Genomic DNA, 16,388 nt, shown 5'->3' with positions numbered 1-16,388 from the left:
GTTGAGGGCGGCGCGCAGACTTTGCCCAGCAGGGGAACTAGGCCACTCAAGCCAAAAGAGGGCTTGAGTGGGCACCCGCCCGACACGGTGGAAAAGGGAAGAGCCCAGGTCTCGAAAAGCGCGAGACCTGGGGCACCCGGCAGTCTCCGCAATGGTTTGCGCCATCGGAAGATGATCATTGATGGATGTGCAACTATTGAATATGTTTAATCACACTGTAGGTTTTGCAACCGGGGTCGCATGCATATGGCTGTCGGCGTGGGCAATTCGTAAGAAATAGGAGTGGACTATCCTCTCGATTTGGCAGCGCACGCTGTTCGTTGGGCGATTGTCGCACTCGGTTTCTGGATATCTCACGTTCCAGGAGCCCAGCTTGGGTACGTTCGAGTTGGGGGTTACATTCTGGGTTTGGCTTTTCTGTGCTGGCCAAATTTTGCATACCATCTGACTAACTTGTTCAGGTCAGAGAAGACGCCACAAAACAGTTCATGACGCCCGACCCGGCAGGCATGGCCGCCGGGTGCCCCATCCTGAGCGTAGCGAAGGTGGGATCGAAGCACATAGCCGATCCTGAAATCCCTACATCTTAAGATTCGTTTCCAGAAAGGCCAGCGTCTTTTTCCGCGCGGCTGCATCATCCGCGCGTATCCACAGGTGGTGTCGTCAGGATTTTCGAAGGCCATACGAGCGTAGTTGATCACCACGGCTTTGCGATTCAGCTACAATCAAACATTTGCGCCTGACGATGGCCGGGGAAATCAAGTTCGGAACCGATGGCTGGCGAGCGGTCATTGCTGACGACTACACGTTCGAAAATGTGCGCCGCGTGGCGGGCGCCATCGCGGCTTACGTTCTGAAGAAAGAAGATCCCAGCCGCGGGCTAATCATTGGCTACGACACCCGCTTCATGTCCGATCGCTTCGCCAGGGCAGCCGCCGAGACGATCGCTGCTGCCGGAATCCCGGTGAAGCTGGCGGACGATTACACTCCCACTCCCGCCATTTCTTATTGCGTAAAACACTGGAACGCCGCCGGCGGCGTGGCCATTACTTCCAGTCACAATCCCTACAACTGGAATGGGGTGAAGTTCAAAGAGAAGTTTGGCGGGTCGGCGCGCCCGGATGTCATTAAACAGATCGAGGCGGAGGTGCGGGCCGGCGCCATGCCGAAAGGCACACCCGCTAAGATCGAAGTAGTGGATCTGAAGGCGCCCTACATCCCCGCCATTTCGCGATTTGCCGATCTCGACAAGATTGCCAAAGCCAAGTTTCGCCTGGCCATCGACTATATGTACGGCGCGGGACGCGGCATCGTAGGAGGAATTCTGAAGAGCCGCGGAGTGGACGTGGTCGAGATCCGCGGCGAAGTTAATCCGCTGTTTCCCGGGATCAACCCCGAGCCTATCGAGCCGCACGTCAAGATGCTGCAGGAAACCGTGGTGCGAGAGGGCTGCCATGCCGGCCTGGCGACCGATGGCGACGCCGACCGCATCGGCGCCGTTGCTGAAGATGGCACCTTCGTGGACGCGCACAAGTGTTATGCCATCCTGCTTTCCTGGCTGCTGAAGTATAAGAAATGGTCGGGAGCGGTGACTCGCGCTTTTAACACAACCCGCATGCTCGACCGCATCGCGGCGCAGTATGGCCGCGAGTTAATTGAGCACGGGATCGGGTTCAAGTACGTAACTGACGTGGTGCTGTCCGGCAAAGAAGTGCTGATCGGCGGCGAAGAATCGGGGGGCATCGGTATTCCACGCCATTTGCCGGAGCGCGATGGCATGCTCAATTCGCTGCTGCTGGCCAACGTGATGGCTGATGAAGGCAAGCCTCTGGGTCAAATCGTGGCGGAGCTGCAGCACCAGTTCGGGCCGCACTTCTATGGCCGGCGGGACCTGCACATCCCTGACGAGATCAAGTACGCTGCCATCAGCCGGGCGGATTCCGGCAACATCAAGAGATTTGGAAAGTATGCGGTAGACCGCAAAGAAAACCTGGACGGTGTGAAACTGTTTCTTGCCGCCCCAAAAAATGGAAACGGCGCAGAAGCCTGGATCCTGATGCGTGCCTCCGGAACCGAGCCTCTCATGCGCATTTATTGCGAGGCGGCGTCGCCGCAATTGGTGGAGGAGATCCTGGCTACGGCTGAGGCGTTCGTGCACGAGAAGGCAGCTTGAACAAAACCGGGCGGAATCGCCGGTCTGAGTGACTACCGCATGACCATGATCGCGGCCAGCAGTACTAAGCAGGATTCCCCGGAAGCCCGGCAATACAACCGCATTCATCGGCGGCTCCAGATCCTGGACTTGGTGCTGAGCCTGGCGGTACTGCTCGCATTGTTGATCACAGGCTGGAGCGGCACCCTCCGCGACTGGGCCTACCGCGGCGCCTTTCAGAGCTATCCCCTGGCGGTGTTCCTGTTTGTGATCATGCTGGCGGTGCTGAGCAAGCTGCTGGGCTTTCCTCTGGACTTCTATTCGTTCCGCCTTGAGCACCGCTACAACTTGTCGAATCAGCGGCTGCGTTCCTGGCTGTGGGATCAGGCCAAATCGTGGCTGGTGGGATTGGTGATTGCCACGGTTCTAGTGGAACTCATCTACTGGACGATACGCAGCTGGCCGGAGTACTGGTGGCTGGTGGCCTGGGCGGTTTTCATCGTGCTCAGCATATTGTTCGCGCAGATTGCTCCCGTGTTGCTGTTTCCTTTGTTCTACAAATTCCAGCCGCTGGAAAACGACGAGTTACGCGAGCGCCTGCTGCGGCTGAGCGAACGGGCAGGCACACGGGTTCGCGGGGTTTATGAGTGGAAGCTTTCGGAAAAATCCAGGAAGGCGAACGCCGCTTTGGCTGGTCTTGGCGCTACCCGGCGCATCATTCTTGCGGACACCCTACTGGAGAATTATTCCCCCGACGAGATCGAGGCGGTGCTGGCGCATGAACTTGGGCATCACGTGCACCGCCATATGCTGAAAGGGATCCTGGTGCAAATGGGCATCACGTTCGTCGGCTTTTGGGCGACGGCACAAATCCTGCGCTATGCGGTAGAGAGGGGAATGTTTCTCACGCTGGCTGATTTCGCCAACCTGCCGCTGCTGGTGCTGGTTTCGACGGCCATGTCGCTGCTGCTGATGCCCGCCGTCAACGCGTATTCCCGTTACAACGAGAGACAAGCCGATGCATATTGTTTCCAGTCCATTCCCCACATCGAGCCGTTTGTGTCTTCCATGAATAAGCTGGCCGATCAGAACCTTGCCGAGCGCACTCCACCGCGCTGGGTGGAATGGTTTTTCCACTCGCATCCGGCCATTTCCAAGCGCATCGCCGCCGCCCAGGACTGGACGCGCGGGGCAGCGCGCACCTGATTCATGCCCAGGAATTATTGTGAAGGAGCTGGCAGCATCGCCCTCCAGCAGGCTAGCCAGCGCCCGTCGGCGCGGCACAGGACGAACAGATCATAGCCGGACTCGCGATATTCCTGGCCTTGGAGGACATAGGTCATTTCCCATTTGAAAGTCGCAACCGCGGTATCTCCATAGACGCTCACCTCTGGCTCAGAGAGCGCGCAGTCCTTGAGTGTGGCTTGCTGCAGAAATTCCTGATAGCTGCGCGCACAGGCGTCCCTGCCCTTGGCCATCATCTGAAGGCCGGGGCCTTTAATGCAAATGTCGGGATGAAAGTGTGGAGTGAGCGCTTGAGGAACGTCTTCAGGCCGTCCCTTCAGCCAGGCGTCATTAATGCTCTTCAGCAGGATTTGTATCTGCTCCAGGTCGCTGTTCTGTGGCTTCATCGTCGGGATGACCCTCGCGAGTTTGTGAATACTGCTACCGATGTTCTCCTTGCAGACTGATCCTTGTGAATCCGTGCCGGTAGCCTCCTCACCCGCGTCGGGAAAGCGAGACAAGCAGCTCCTCGGCTCGCCGCAGGTCTTCTTCTGTATCGACGCCCACGGTATCAAACGGAGTCTCGGCTACCTGAATAGAAATTCCATTCTCGAGAAACCGCAATTGTTCCAGCTTTTCGCTGCGCTCCAACGAGGATTCCGGCAGCGCTACGAAGCGATCCAGCGCCGCCTTGCGATAAGCGTAAAAGCCCAGATGCTTGAAATAGCGAACCTCGGCGGTGCGATCGCGATCGCAGGGGATGGTCGCACGCGAAAAATAGAGCGCTCGTCCCGCTGAGTCTGTCACTACTTTCACGGCATTGGGATTGGGGATGTCGATCGCGGCCATTGGCGTCTTGAGCGTGCCCACCTCGACCGAAGAATCATTCATGATCCGCAGGAGCGAGTCGATGTGTTCCAGGCGGGTCAGCGGCTCATCTCCCTGCACGTTCAGATACACGTCTGCCGCGACCGTCTGTGCAACTTCATGCACGCGCTCAGTGCCGCTGCGGTGTTGGGGCGATGTCATGCGGACGTGCCAGCCCTGTTGCCGGCAGAGTCGCAGGATTTCCTCCGAGTCGGTGGCCACAATCACGTCTTTTAGCAGAGCTGACGAACGAACCGCCTCATAGACCCACGCCAACATGGGCCGGCCTGAGAGCTCGCGCAGAATCTTGCGCGGCAGCCTTGTCGAAGCCAGCCGGGCAGGGATAACGGCTATCGCAAACATGTGCGCCTAGTTTGCCACGGATTACACAGATTTCACGGATCAGAGTAAAGGGAAACAAATACACATTTATCTCTAGCGGTGATGGTTATGAATCCGCGCAATCCGTGGCCCCGTCCGTCCCGTACTTCCAATGGATTGGCAGGTCCGCGGCTCAGACTTGTGGCGGCGCGCTCGTGCTGTTAACTTGGCAAAGCCTGATTAGCTCGGGCTGGCTCTGTGTCAGCCGAGAGCACAATTATTCCAGCGAGACGAGACTATTTGCGTGGCAGTGGCGCAGCCATCCTCTCCTCCCTCGGATGAGGCCTTGATGTCGGCGGTCGGTGCGCGCGATCAAGGCGCGATGGCAGCGCTCTACGACCGCTACTCTTCGGTGGTTTATGGCGTGGCGCTGCGCATTCTACGCGACAGCGCGGCGGCCGAGGATGTTCTGCAGGATGTTTTCCTGCAGCTGTGGCGCAATCCTGGAGTCTTCGATGCCCGCCGTGGCGCCCTGGGAGCCTGGCTGGCGGTGATCGCGCGCCACCGTTCGATTGACGCGCTGCGCAAGCAGAAGCCGGAAGACGAACTTCCGGAGACAGTGGCCATTAATATGGACCTGGAGAATGGCACCGCGCGACGGCGAGTGGTGGAGAAGATTCGCGCGGTGCTGCAAGGCGTTCCCCAAGCCCAGAGGTCGGCGCTGGAGATGGCTTTTTTTGAGGGCATGACACACAGCGAGATCGCGGAGAAGACAGGCGAGCCACTGGGGACGGTGAAGACACGTATTCGCGCGGCACTCATAACGCTGCGGAAGGCGTTTGCGGAATGACCGCCCACGACCAATTCGCGGAAGACCTGGCGCTTTATGCCCTAAATACGCTCACGGGAGCCGACAAGGCAGCGCTGGAGGCACATCTTGCAGGCTGCGCCGAATGCCGCCGCGAACTGGAACAGCTGCACACAGACATAAGCCTGCTGGCTCTTTCCACTGAGGGTCCTGCGCCGCCAGCGCGATCGCGCCAGCGACTGCTCTCGGCGATTGCGCAGGAGAAGCCGGCCGCCGAGCGGGAGAGCCGCAGGTCCTCAGCATGGGGCTGGTTCTGGGTACCTTCGCTGGCAGCCGTGGCGATGGCCCTGGTGGCCTTTTCGCTTTGGCGGCAGAGTCAGGATCTGAATCGGCGGATTAAGAATCTTGAGGCACAGAATTCGCAAGTTCAGAGCGAGGTGCAGCACGCCCGCGAAGTTGCCAATCTCCTGACTTCGCCGGAAGCGAAGCGGTTCACCCTGATCGCGGCCAATGCAAGGCCACAACCGCAAGCGAAAGCGGTCTATATGGCGAGCACCGGGAAACTCGTGCTTCTGGCCAGCAACATGGAACCTCCACCGGCAGGCAAAGCTTACGAGGTCTGGCTACTCCCGATGTCGGGGGCGGCTCCCATGCCTTGCGGCATGTTCAAGCCTGACTCCAAGGGAAGCGCCACCATGATGGGTCCAGGCATGCCCTATGGCACGGAGGCTAAAGGTTTCGCCATAACCATGGAAAACGAAGCCGGCAGCGAAGTGCCTACCCCGCCGATCCTGATGGTGGGGACGGGCTAATACCCTCCCAGGGAAAGCGTCGAGGAATCCAGCGCGGGACGTTGCGGCGGTATTCCTCGTACTCGCTACCGAATTTCCGCTGCAGCGCTGGTTCCTCATAGAAAACTACAAACAGAAGAACTGCCGAAAGGAAGCCCGCCAGGTAAAGAACCGTGGACCATCCTGTGCCAAAAAGCGCCCACTCGCCGAGCAGGATGAGAAACGCTCCCCAGTACATCGGGTTGCGTACGTAACGGTACCAGCCGGTGACTACCAGCTTGCGGGGCGCATCCACCGGGGCCGGCGTGCCCAGTCCCTCCCATGCGAAAGCGAACACACAACGCAGAGCGATCCCAATACCTGCCAGCAGAGGCACAATGCCAAGTAACTCCCAACGCCAGACCCAGTCGCTGGGCCAGCGAAACATTCCCAGCCACCAGGGCAGATAGACCAATACTGTCCCCATAATGAAGACCACAAAGAGCGCTGTGCGAAAGAGCGCGAAAAGCTGGGCAGACGCCGACATGGCTGAATTATGGATTGAACTCACGCGAGAACGAAAGGTTCATCCGCTGCATCGAGGCTCGGCGACAACAAAGGAAGCCTCGATAGCCGGGGTGGATCCTGCAGCGCGGCGGTGGCTTACCTCTGCAACGACTGGATATATCCCGTCAGATTCGCGATCCGCTGCTGCACCTCGGCGGGATGATGATCACTTACTCTAAGCAGAACCGAACCCCAGACCGGCATATCTTTGGAGCCATGTGCCGCCACGCTGACGTCGCCACGAATGATTTCGGCGACGTGCGCCGCGGGATACGTGCCTTGGTTGTGCTTCTTGATCTTCGTCAGATCCGGTATCGGGTCCTTGAGGGCGGCTGCAGGCCCGGTTCCCTTTCCGTCAAGTCCGTGACAGGAGGCGCAGTAAGCGTCATACATCTGTTTGCCGGAATAGGGTGGAGTGTACGCCGCTCCTACCTTGCTGAGCTTTAAAGTTGGCTTTTCGGCGGGCGTCTGTGGCATCTGGGCAACCGATATTATTGCGGATATGAATAAGAGCACAGGCAAAATCAGGGCGCGCATGGGGCCTCCTTGACCACCTCACAGGGTAGCGTGATTGGCCCGGTCGCACCGTGATCCTGCCCACCAAATGGGGTGATGCGCGCCCCCAAAGGTACACAGACCTCCGGCCAAGGGCTGTCTCTAAGTGGATGATTCTAAGCGGACGCTCACCGAACGCTAGAGCTTGGTGCGGCTGGCTGCTTCACTCCGCTATCGCGAAGGCGCGCACCGGGAATGACGTTCCGCCCTGGATGGCGGGAGGGGCAGCAAAAAACCGAAATCTTCTTCGGCTTACCTGCTCGAGACCGCGGAGATGTTCAACGATGGGAATTCCGGCGCCCAGCAGGATGGTGTGTGCTGGGCGCGCGGAATCCTGCATGTTATCGATGTTGGCGCAATCGATGCCCACCAATGCTGCTCCCGTCATGGCCAGATGCTCGGCGGCGCTGGCGGTGAGGTAGGGGCCAGAGCGGAAGTAGTCTCCTCCCCAGCGGCTAGCCCATCCCGTGTGTAGCAGAACGGCCCGACCCTTCACGTCCAGATCTACGAAATGCTGCGCATGGATGGGGCCGTCATGGGGACCGTCAATCAACAATCCAGCCAGATTGACGAGCTTTTCCAGCGGCAGTGAAGCGAAGTCCATGCCATCAGGATGCCGATGAAACGGAGCATCGACATAGGTTCCGGTATTGCCGGCGAATTCATAAGCAGCGATCTGGAAGCTGGTGCCGGGTGCATAGTGCGCATGCTTCGGCGCATCCCCGTGCGCGAGAAAGACGTGGAATTGGGGCTGCGGCAGACCGGGATAGGAGGGCATTCCAGGCTGCAGGGGATGCGAGAGGTCAAAGATGGCCATGTGGTGGATTGTAATTCGGAGCTGCTTGCTGACCATTGAGTGCTGATCGCTAATTCAGACGGGCCGAAAGGATATTCGCTGCGCGTGGTTGCGCGCAGCGAATACCCCTTCGGCCCGTTTAACGTCGTTCAACCCTGGTACGGCCCAAAATTCCCTGCAACATCACGTGCAAGACCATCCGCTGACGAAACGAATGGTCCTGCACGGGGGAGAGCTAACGTGGCCCTACAACTTCAAGATCGCGCTACATCGTCGCAACTTCCACCGGGCAGGAGCAAGAACCCTTGCCACTTCCCAGGAAAAGCACAAACGAGCAAGCCTGGCCGAGGAAAGAAAGCTCGTCCTGCTGAAGCGCAGCATCCGCGAACTCGCTTTCCGTCGTCGTCACATGACTCCCGTCCGGAGTCTGCAGGTGGGTAGCGAAGGCGCGCAGATCCGGAGTGGGAACCGGGCTGGTAGGATCGCAATTAGCGAAACTGTCGGAGACAATCTTGATCACACCATTGGGGGGAGCCGGAAAGCCGGTCAGCGGATTACCGTTGAGATCATAGTTCACGGAGAAGATGAGCAAGCCGTTCGCGGTAACCGGGCAGGAGCAGCACTCGCTCATTTCCTGGTTGGCGTCGAATACATAAATGTCGGCGCATACCGCTCCGTGCTTTGCGGAAAGTGGCGTTCCTTGCTCGCCGGGGTTGATGATGCGAACTGCGGAATCCGGGTAAGCCGGGACTTCCATGCGAACAGCGGTAGAGAAATAGTTCACCTGGTAAACGTCGCTAATGCCCTGCGCCAGAGCAAAAGAGGCGAAGGTAAACAGGCACAGTACCAGGGCGACAGCCGAGAGAGTCTTACACATACGGGGTCCTCCTTGATGCGAATCCGGCCATGCGGTGGCGGAAATCGTCAGGGCAGAATGCACCCGGCAGGATTCATTCACAATTCCCCAAATGGGGCAGCCAACAGGACAAACCAAATGCGCCTAGCCCAAACGGTGAGGACTCGACGGCTCGTAATCCCAAAGGGTTCGGCGATGTGCGATGACACAGCTTTCGGGTAGGGAGTCGGGGCGGCCAGGATGACACGGAAATATCGCGCTACGACAAAAGAAAAGACCACCCGTAATGAGGGTGGTCTCTTTTTAACCAGACGAAGGCACTATCTAATCGGGAAGTTCGCACTCGCAAGTACCCTTGCCGCTACCCAGGAACTGCACGAAGGAACACGCGGTTCCGAGGAAGGAGAGTTCATCCTGCTGCAAAGTGGCAGCCTGAAATTCCGTCTCCGTGGTTACCAGCACGCCTCCCGGATTCTGCAGGTGGGTTGCCCATGCCCGCAGATCGGGAGTTGGAACAGGCGAAGTGGGATCGCAGTTGGCGCCGTTGTCTGACACGATCTTGAGCACGCCATCTCTGGGGGCAGGAAAACCAGTCAGCGGATTGTCGTTCAGATCGTAGTTCAGCGACAGGATGAGCAAGCCGTTGGCGGTAATGGGGCAGGCACAGCATTCGCTCATTTCCTGGTTGTCGTCGAACACGTAAATATCGGCGCAAACGGTGCCCTGCTTGCCGCTGAGTGGCGTGCCCTGCTCGCCGGGGTTGATGATGCGCACAGCCTGATCGATCTCAGCTGTACCCGCGACGCGGCCCGATGAATTGGAAAAATAGTTGAGCTGGTAAACGTCAGTGACTTGCGCCACAACCAGCGACGAAAAGGTGAGCGCGATCACCAGCAACACGGCGCTACAAGCGATGCGGTTCATAATCCGGGATCCTCCTTGGCGTCTCCCGGCCACGGTCTGGGGACGGGGAATGTGCGCTAGAGAATGATCCTCCCTGGACCTGCGCGCAATACTCCAAGTGGCTGAGCCTGCGGAACTAAGCAAAAGGGTTACTGCCGGCATGCAATAGCCAACTCACTGAGCCCCAAGGCCTAAGCAAACGGACTAAGCTGCCGCTAAGGATCGGTTGGCACACGCTCTAGTGACCCTCATTACTGCGGCCCTGTGCAAGCTGTGTCAGGTTTTTCGGCGGAGGATTCATGACTACCACCACGCTTGAAAAGCACAAGAAGACGCCTCAGAAGACACCGCCCGCGCTCGACAAGAAGGCCGATCTGGCGGGTCCGGGCATCGGCGACTACGCTGAGATTGAACGCATACTTCCCAAGGACTACCAGTCCCTGCTGACGCCGAAGGAAACACAACAGGCCATTTTTGCAGTCAAACAATATATCGAAGAGAACCTCTGCCGCGAACTGAACCTGTTGATGGTGACAGTGCCGCTCATCGTAGACGTGGAGAGCGGCGTCAATGACATGCTGGATCGTGACGGCTCGCGCACGCCCATACAATTTCACATTTCCAACGACCGCAACCGCAACCCCATCGACGCGCAGGTAGTACAAGCAGCTACCAAGTGGAAGAGAATGGCGCTGCGGCAGTTCGCCTGTCAGCCCGGCGAGGGCATATGCACGGATATGCGCGCGGTTCGTAAGGATTATTTCCTCGACCACGACCACAGCGCCTATGTTGACCAGTGGGATTGGGAACGGGCCGTCAGTCCTTCAGAGCGGAATCTCACCTTTTTGAGAATGGTGGTGAATCGCATATGGAAGGTGTTGGTGGGCGCGGAGCGCTTTGCCCTGGAGATGTTCCCGCAGCTCGATGATTCGCGCTATCCGCGTCTGCCGGATGAAATCACCTTTCTGCACGCCGAAGAAATTCTCGACATGTATCCGGACCTGCCCCGCAAGCAGCGGGAGACCCAGGTGCTGCAGAAATATCCCGCCATCTTCATCGTAGGAATCGGTTGGCCTTTGAAGGACGGCTACCCGCACGAAATGCGAGCTGCCGATTACGATGACTGGGTCACCGATACCAGCGCGGAAACCGGAAAGGCAACTCATGGGCTTAACGGCGACATTCTGGTATGGAACCCGGTCACCAAACGGCGGCACGAACTCAGCTCCATGGGGATCCGGGTGAATTCCGAGACTCTCCAGAAGCAACTGGAGATGTCTGGACAGATCGACTTCCTGAAATTTCCTTATCACCAGGGGATTTTGAAGGGAGAAATTCCGCTCTCGATTGGCGGAGGAATCGGGCAGTCTCGGACGCTGATGCTGATCCTGAGGAAGGCGCACCTCGGCGAAGTCAGTGTCACGGTATGGCCAAAAATCCTGAAGAGCATCTGCGCCAAGAAGAATATTTTCGTGCTCGAGTAGGGAGGCGGTGGCTCGTTGCAGGACAGGCGATCTCGCCTGTCCACGAGCCGATGATTGCTGGTCATCGGGTGATCCTTGAAGGTCGCTCTACAACTGTGCCCCAGGTGTCATCAGGAGTAGGGCGCATCCTCGACAGATACTTCACCCAATCGTACTTCGAACTTGCAGTATCATCGCCCCGTGGCCCTGGTGGAAATCCGCAACCTGGTCAAAGTATTTCCGACCGGCACCTCTCCATTTGGCGGGGCGCGCGGAGAGGTGCGCGCCGTTGACGATGTATCGCTGGATATTCATGCCGGGGAAACCCTGGGAGTGGTCGGCGAGTCCGGCTCGGGCAAGAGCACGCTGGGACGGCTGGCGCTGCGGCTGATCGAGCCCAGCGCGGGCAGCGTACAATTCGACGGACTCAACATTCTGGCCGCCAGCAACAAAGAAATGCGCCGTTTGCGGCGGGAGATGCAGATCATCTTCCAGGATCCTTTCGGCTCGCTCGATCCCCGCATGACCGTGGAGCAGATCATTACGGAACCTCTGCGGACGCATGAAGCAAACGGCCCGGCCACCGCTCCAGCATCGGCAATGAGTACGTGGAGTGGCCCGGAAAGGCGCGTGTCTCCCTATCGCCAGCAGGCTGCGGAACTGATGCGGGCGGTGGGGCTGGAAGAATCAGCGCTGCGCCGTTATCCGCACGAGTTCAGCGGCGGCCAGCGGCAGCGCGTCGGAATCGCGCGCGCCCTGGCGCTGCGTCCCCGGTTTATCGTGGCGGACGAGCCGGTTTCGGCGCTGGATGTGAGCGTTGGGGCGCAGATTGTCAACCTCCTGGCGCGGTTGCAGCGCGAATATGGCCTGACTTATCTGTTCATCTCGCATTCCATGCCGATCGTGCGCTATCTGGCCACGCGCGTAGCGGTTATGTATCGCGGAAAGATTGTGGAAGTTGGCGAGACCGGGCGCATCATGCACGAGCCGCAAAATTCTTATACCAAGTCACTGCTGGCTGCGACCCCGAAAATTCCTGCCAGTGACGTCAAAGCATAAGTTGGTAATGAAGTCTGCGTTGAACTGAGAGGTTGAGGTATGCGCAACCGAGCGATTGTCCTGGCTCTGCTCGGAGCAGCATGGATTACTGGTCCGCCGCTAGGGGCACAGCAGATCCCAGCGGCTGTGGTTGCGGATCCTGCAACTGACAAACAATTCCCGCCCGGGCTCGCGATACTCACCATTCCGAGTCACGGGGTCGAACTGGATGCATTCTTCTATACGGCGGCAGGTGCGACCCCGCACGGAACCGTGGTATTGCTGCACGGGCTGCCAGGATACGAAATCAACGGTGACCTGGCTCAGTCAATCCGGCGTGCGGGTTGGAACGTTCTGCTTTTCCACTATCGCGGGACGTGGGGAGCGGAGGGGAGCTTCACCCAGGCTTGCGCGATCGGGGACACGGCGGAAGTGGTCCGTTTCCTGCGTAATCCTGCAAATATCGCGAAGTATCGCATCGATGCCGGCCGGTTGGTGGTCGTAGGACATAGCTTCGGCGGTTTTCTTGCTGGATATGAGGCCAGCCACGATCCCGCGATCCGGGGAGTTGCAATGATTTCGGCCACAAACATCGGCAGGATCAATGCCAATCCACGAGAAAAGGAGACCCGCCTGAAACGTTGGGAAACGCAGCTTCACCCGGTGCGCGGGGCCACTGCCTCAGCTCTCTTCGACGAGGCGGAGCGGCACGCGAATGACTGGGACTACGTGCAATGGGCAGAGTCACTGCGTAATCGCTCGGTGTTGCTGGTCGAGGCAGACGACCAGAACCGCGCCGATATGGAAGCATTAGCAACTGCGTTGCGGCAGAAGGGCTCAGACACTGTGGAACAGAGGGCACTGGCTACAGACCACAGTTTTTCAGATCATCGAATCGCGTTGCAGGCGATCGTGATCGAGTGGCTGGCGAAACTGCAAAAATAGACGTCTTGATCTTGACTGCAGTCGGGCTTCGTAAGAAGAAATATCACCGGAGGACGGAGCGTGAGAGTGGAGCTACGACGAATCCCCAGGAGGTGTTGGTTCTCGGCGGAATCATTCGCCGTCATGTTCATTTTTTGTCTGAGTTGCACATTCCTGCCACTGGCTAACGCGCAGTCCTGTGGCGCGCAGGGTGTTGCCGTACAAGTGCTGGGTTCAGGAGGCCCGGAGCTGCAAGACAAGCGCGCTTCGAGCAGTTATCTGGTGTGGCAGGACGGGCGAGCGCGACTGCTGGTGGATGCGGGCGGAGGAAGCGCGCTTCGCTTTGGTCAGAGTGGCGCGGAAATGTCCCAACTGGATGTGATCTTATTCACACATTTTCATGTTGATCATAGCGGCGACTTTCCCGCGCTGATCAAATCGTCATGGTTTGAAGACCGCAAACGTCCGCTGCCCATCTACGGCCCTAAGGGCAACGACTTCATGCCCGCAACCACGGAGTTTGTGTCCGATTTCTTCGGGGACCGCGGGGCATATCGATATCTCAGCGAGCTCTTAGTGCCTGGAGAAAAGGGCAGCTACAACATGCAGCCCCACAATGTGGAGGTGGGCGCCAAACCTGGAGCTGTGTTTCGCAGCGGCGACCTGGCGGTGAGCGCAGTTCGCGTGATTCACGGGGCAGTCCCGGCTCTAGCGTGGCGAGTAGAAATGGCTGGCAAGGTTATCGCGTTTAGTGGGGATACGAACGGCGAAGGAGCAGGGCTGGTGGGCCTGGCAGCAAACGCCGATTTGTTCATCGCCCACAACGCCGTCCCGGAAGGAGCGGTTGGGGTAGAGAGGAACCTGCACATGCCTCCCTCGGTGATTGGACAAATCGCGGGCGAGGCCCATGTCAAGCACCTGGTTTTGTCTCATCGCATGTTGCGAACGCTGGGGAAAGAAGATCAGACGCAAACTGAGATCCGGAAGCGATATGCGGGGCCTCTAGAGTTTGCCAACGATCTGGATTGCTTCCCGTTGAAGTAGCGGGCGCCGGTCCAAACCACTGCATAGGTCATTTCAGGCCGATCCTTTAGGTCTCAATGCACCGTTCCCGTCGCCGCTGGCGATGCTGCTTCACCAGCAACTTGCTCTTTCAACAGATTGAAGGCGCGCAGAAAATTCAATGTCCGGCCCGCTGGGCCGTCGAAGGTCAGCTTGCATTCCACGAAGCTGGTGTTGCGCCAGGCGAAATCGCCTCCGGTGTAGATAAGCTCGCAGCGTGTGAACTGGCAATTCAGAAAGAACTTATTGTCGATGTGAATAATGGTTCCGGTTTCATTCCGATTCTGGATGGTTTCCATCAGCTAGCCTTCTCGAAGCGATTGTAGTCGATACACCAAGGGGCATCCCCAAGACAGCCGAGTCGCCTGCGCAGTCGCATAACGGTTTACCGGATCCGTCGAGCCCGGTAAAATCTTGCGGCTTTCAGTTTGCTGCGGTCGCTTGCCGCGCACTTCGACCGCCAATCTTCCGGAGGACGTTATGAGTGCAGCTCCTGTCCTTTCCACGCCCTCGCCTCAGCCCCAGGCACAACCGCTTTCGGAATGGCAGCGTCTGGTCAATATCTTCGTCAGCCCCGGCCAGAGCTTTACCGATCTGAAACGCAAGCCGAGCTGGTGGGTGCCGTGGCTGATCATGTCAGTTACGTCGTTGATTTTTGTCTTCGCGGTGGGAAATCGGATCGGCTGGGAGCGAATCACGGAAAATCAAATCAAGCTGAACCCCAAAGCGGTGGAGCAATTAGAGAAGCTGTCTCCCGAAGAGAGAGCGCGGCGCATGGAGATCTCCGCCACCATCACCAAAGACATCTCTTACGCAACTCCTGTAATTTTGCTGCTGGTGGCTGCGGTTACCGCCGGCGTATTGATGGGCACCTTTAATTTCGGTATGGGAGCCGAGATCAGCTTTGCCGCCTCCATGGCGGTGGTGATGTACTCGTTCCTGCCGGGCATCCTCAAGACGCCGCTGACCATCATCAGCGTGCTCGCGGGCAGCGATCCCGAAGCGTTCAACATCCGCAACCCGGTGGCCACGAATCTAGGATTTTTTGTCGATGCGGTGCAGCATCCCGCACTGAACAAACTAGCCTCCGCGTTCGACATTTTTGCCATCTGGAGCATCATCCTGATGGGCATCGGATATGCATGCGTGAGCAAACTGAAGCGCTCCAGCACCATGACGACTGTCTTCGTGTGGTACGCCCTGATCACGCTGGCGGGAGTGGTGATCGCACTGTTCTAAGAGCTGTTCTATAACTGCAGTTCACAAAGAAAGGACCGGCATGAACAAATTCTTCCTATGTCTGTTTACGCTGACGAGTGTTGCGCTCAGCGCCTCGGCCCAGGAGAAGAATCCCGTAATCGAGGCCGCAAAGGCGGTCATGCAGCGGCAGTCGCAGAACCTGGTGGCAGCGGTCGAGGAGATGCCGGCCGATAAATACGGCTTCAAGCCGACGCCGCAGCAGGAAGCGTTCGCGCACATCCCGATCCACACCGCGCAGGCCAACAATCTGCTGTGCAGCAAGGTGGGGAATGTTCCTGCGCCGACGACTGCAGAGTTGAAAGACGATGCGCCTAAAGACCAGCTAGTCGGAGCTCTTAAGGCATCTTTCGATTTCTGCAGCAAAGCCCTGGCACAAGCGACCGACGCCAACCTGGGAGATGAAGTCGAACTCTTTGGTGGGCGAAAAGGCACGCGCGCCACGGCAGTGCTGATGATGGCGGGCGGCTGGGCCGATCATTACGCCCAGGCAGCGATGTACCTGCGCCTGAACGGGCTGCTGCCGCCAACGGCCAAGCCGAAGAAATAACGAGCGTGGCGCTCCCAGTTGAACTACCCCACTCAAGCCAACAGAGGGCTTGAGTGGGCCACCCGGGGATCATGATCCTTCGAGGCTGCAGTGGCGGTACCTGATCCCAAAAAGCGGTTCTCCAATCGCGTAGAGGACTACGCGCGCTACCGGCCGTCGTATCCTCGCGCCATTCTGCGCACGCTGATCGCGGAGTGCGGGCTTACCCCCGAATGGCGCATTGCCGACATCGGCTCGGGTACCGGTAAGCTGGCAGAGTTGTTTCTCGACAACGG

The 16,388-nt window shown here is 58.4% G+C and carries 19 protein-coding genes; 11 read left to right on the top strand and 8 right to left on the bottom strand.

What is annotated here, in order from left to right:
- The first annotated feature begins 733 nt into the window (after positions 1–733).
- Complete coding sequence (locus VEG30_00940) at positions 734–2,173, top strand: phosphoglucomutase/phosphomannomutase family protein (protein HXZ78465.1); 1,440 nt, start codon at positions 734–736, stop codon at positions 2,171–2,173.
- A 39-nt stretch (positions 2,174–2,212) separates the two neighbouring features.
- Entirely contained in the window at positions 2,213–3,358 is a 1,146-nt protein-coding gene (locus VEG30_00935) for a M48 family metallopeptidase (protein HXZ78464.1), read from the top strand.
- Between the two features lie 14 nt (positions 3,359–3,372).
- On the opposite strand, the gene VEG30_00930 is transcribed toward VEG30_00935, so the two are convergent.
- Positions 3,373–3,783, bottom strand: coding sequence for a nuclear transport factor 2 family protein (locus tag VEG30_00930; GenBank protein HXZ78463.1), 411 nt, complete (start codon positions 3,781–3,783; stop codon positions 3,373–3,375).
- A gap of 88 nt (positions 3,784–3,871) precedes the next feature.
- Entirely contained in the window at positions 3,872–4,606 is a 735-nt protein-coding gene (gene kdsB, locus VEG30_00925; GenBank protein HXZ78462.1) for a 3-deoxy-manno-octulosonate cytidylyltransferase, read from the bottom strand.
- A gap of 307 nt (positions 4,607–4,913) precedes the next feature.
- Here kdsB and VEG30_00920 point away from each other — a divergent pair, with 307 nt between their 5' ends.
- Positions 4,914–5,414 (top strand): sigma-70 family RNA polymerase sigma factor, encoded by a 501-nt coding sequence (locus tag VEG30_00920; GenBank protein ID HXZ78461.1) that lies wholly within the window; start codon positions 4,914–4,916, stop codon positions 5,412–5,414.
- Positions 5,411–6,184, top strand: coding sequence for an anti-sigma factor (locus VEG30_00915; protein HXZ78460.1), 774 nt, complete (start codon positions 5,411–5,413; stop codon positions 6,182–6,184). Before VEG30_00920 ends, VEG30_00915 begins: the two co-directional genes overlap by 4 nt.
- Here the strand turns inward: VEG30_00915 and VEG30_00910 are convergent.
- The 5 genes from VEG30_00910 to VEG30_00890 all read right to left on the bottom strand — a co-directional run bounded on the left by VEG30_00910 (position 6,150) and on the right by VEG30_00890 (position 9,840).
- Positions 6,150–6,689 carry an isoprenylcysteine carboxylmethyltransferase family protein gene (locus tag VEG30_00910; protein ID HXZ78459.1) on the bottom strand — a complete coding sequence of 180 codons (540 nt, stop codon included), beginning with the start codon at positions 6,687–6,689 and terminating at the stop codon, positions 6,150–6,152. The genes VEG30_00915 and VEG30_00910 overlap by 35 nt on opposite strands.
- 116 nt (positions 6,690–6,805) lie before the next feature.
- Positions 6,806–7,246 (bottom strand): cytochrome c, encoded by a 441-nt coding sequence (locus tag VEG30_00905; protein ID HXZ78458.1) that lies wholly within the window; start codon positions 7,244–7,246, stop codon positions 6,806–6,808.
- Positions 7,247–7,427: 181 nt separating this feature from the next.
- Complete coding sequence (locus tag VEG30_00900; protein HXZ78457.1) at positions 7,428–8,081, bottom strand: cyclase family protein; 654 nt, start codon at positions 8,079–8,081, stop codon at positions 7,428–7,430.
- A gap of 244 nt (positions 8,082–8,325) precedes the next feature.
- Positions 8,326–8,937 carry a hypothetical protein gene (locus tag VEG30_00895; protein HXZ78456.1) on the bottom strand — a complete coding sequence of 204 codons (612 nt, stop codon included), beginning with the start codon at positions 8,935–8,937 and terminating at the stop codon, positions 8,326–8,328.
- 303 nt (positions 8,938–9,240) lie between these two features.
- Positions 9,241–9,840, bottom strand: a complete 600-nt coding sequence (locus VEG30_00890; protein HXZ78455.1) for a hypothetical protein — start codon at positions 9,838–9,840, stop codon at positions 9,241–9,243.
- Between the two features lie 278 nt (positions 9,841–10,118).
- Here VEG30_00890 and asnA point away from each other — a divergent pair, with 278 nt between their 5' ends.
- From asnA to VEG30_00870, 4 genes are all read left to right on the top strand, one after another.
- Positions 10,119–11,303 carry an aspartate--ammonia ligase gene (gene asnA, locus VEG30_00885; GenBank protein HXZ78454.1) on the top strand — a complete coding sequence of 395 codons (1,185 nt, stop codon included), beginning with the start codon at positions 10,119–10,121 and terminating at the stop codon, positions 11,301–11,303.
- A gap of 180 nt (positions 11,304–11,483) precedes the next feature.
- A complete protein-coding gene (locus tag VEG30_00880) occupies positions 11,484–12,341 on the top strand; it encodes an ATP-binding cassette domain-containing protein (protein HXZ78453.1) in 858 nt (285 codons plus the stop codon).
- Between the two features lie 39 nt (positions 12,342–12,380).
- Positions 12,381–13,265 carry an alpha/beta fold hydrolase gene (locus tag VEG30_00875; protein ID HXZ78452.1) on the top strand — a complete coding sequence of 295 codons (885 nt, stop codon included), beginning with the start codon at positions 12,381–12,383 and terminating at the stop codon, positions 13,263–13,265.
- A gap of 123 nt (positions 13,266–13,388) precedes the next feature.
- A complete protein-coding gene (locus tag VEG30_00870; protein HXZ78451.1) occupies positions 13,389–14,288 on the top strand; it encodes an MBL fold metallo-hydrolase in 900 nt (299 codons plus the stop codon).
- 53 nt (positions 14,289–14,341) lie between these two features.
- Here the strand turns inward: VEG30_00870 and VEG30_00865 are convergent, their stop codons facing one another.
- Positions 14,342–14,605, bottom strand: coding sequence for a hypothetical protein (locus VEG30_00865; protein ID HXZ78450.1), 264 nt, complete (start codon positions 14,603–14,605; stop codon positions 14,342–14,344).
- Between the two features lie 181 nt (positions 14,606–14,786).
- On the opposite strand from VEG30_00865, the gene VEG30_00860 reads away from it, so the two are divergent.
- From VEG30_00860 to VEG30_00850, 3 genes are all read left to right on the top strand, one after another.
- Positions 14,787–15,545, top strand: a complete 759-nt coding sequence (locus VEG30_00860) for a YIP1 family protein (protein HXZ78449.1) — start codon at positions 14,787–14,789, stop codon at positions 15,543–15,545.
- Positions 15,546–15,585: 40 nt separating this feature from the next.
- Entirely contained in the window at positions 15,586–16,113 is a 528-nt protein-coding gene (locus tag VEG30_00855; protein ID HXZ78448.1) for a DinB family protein, read from the top strand.
- A 90-nt stretch (positions 16,114–16,203) separates the two neighbouring features.
- Positions 16,204–16,388, top strand: a 185-nt coding sequence (locus tag VEG30_00850) for a class I SAM-dependent methyltransferase (GenBank protein ID HXZ78447.1), incomplete at its 3' end; no start/stop codon positions are given.

The organism is Terriglobales bacterium, from assembly GCA_035624455.1.
In the GTDB taxonomy this organism is placed as follows: Bacteria; Acidobacteriota; Terriglobia; order Terriglobales; family Acidobacteriaceae; genus DASPRM01.
The sequence above is the reverse complement of the archived record's forward strand: the minus strand, read 5'-3'. Positions and strand labels throughout refer to the sequence as shown.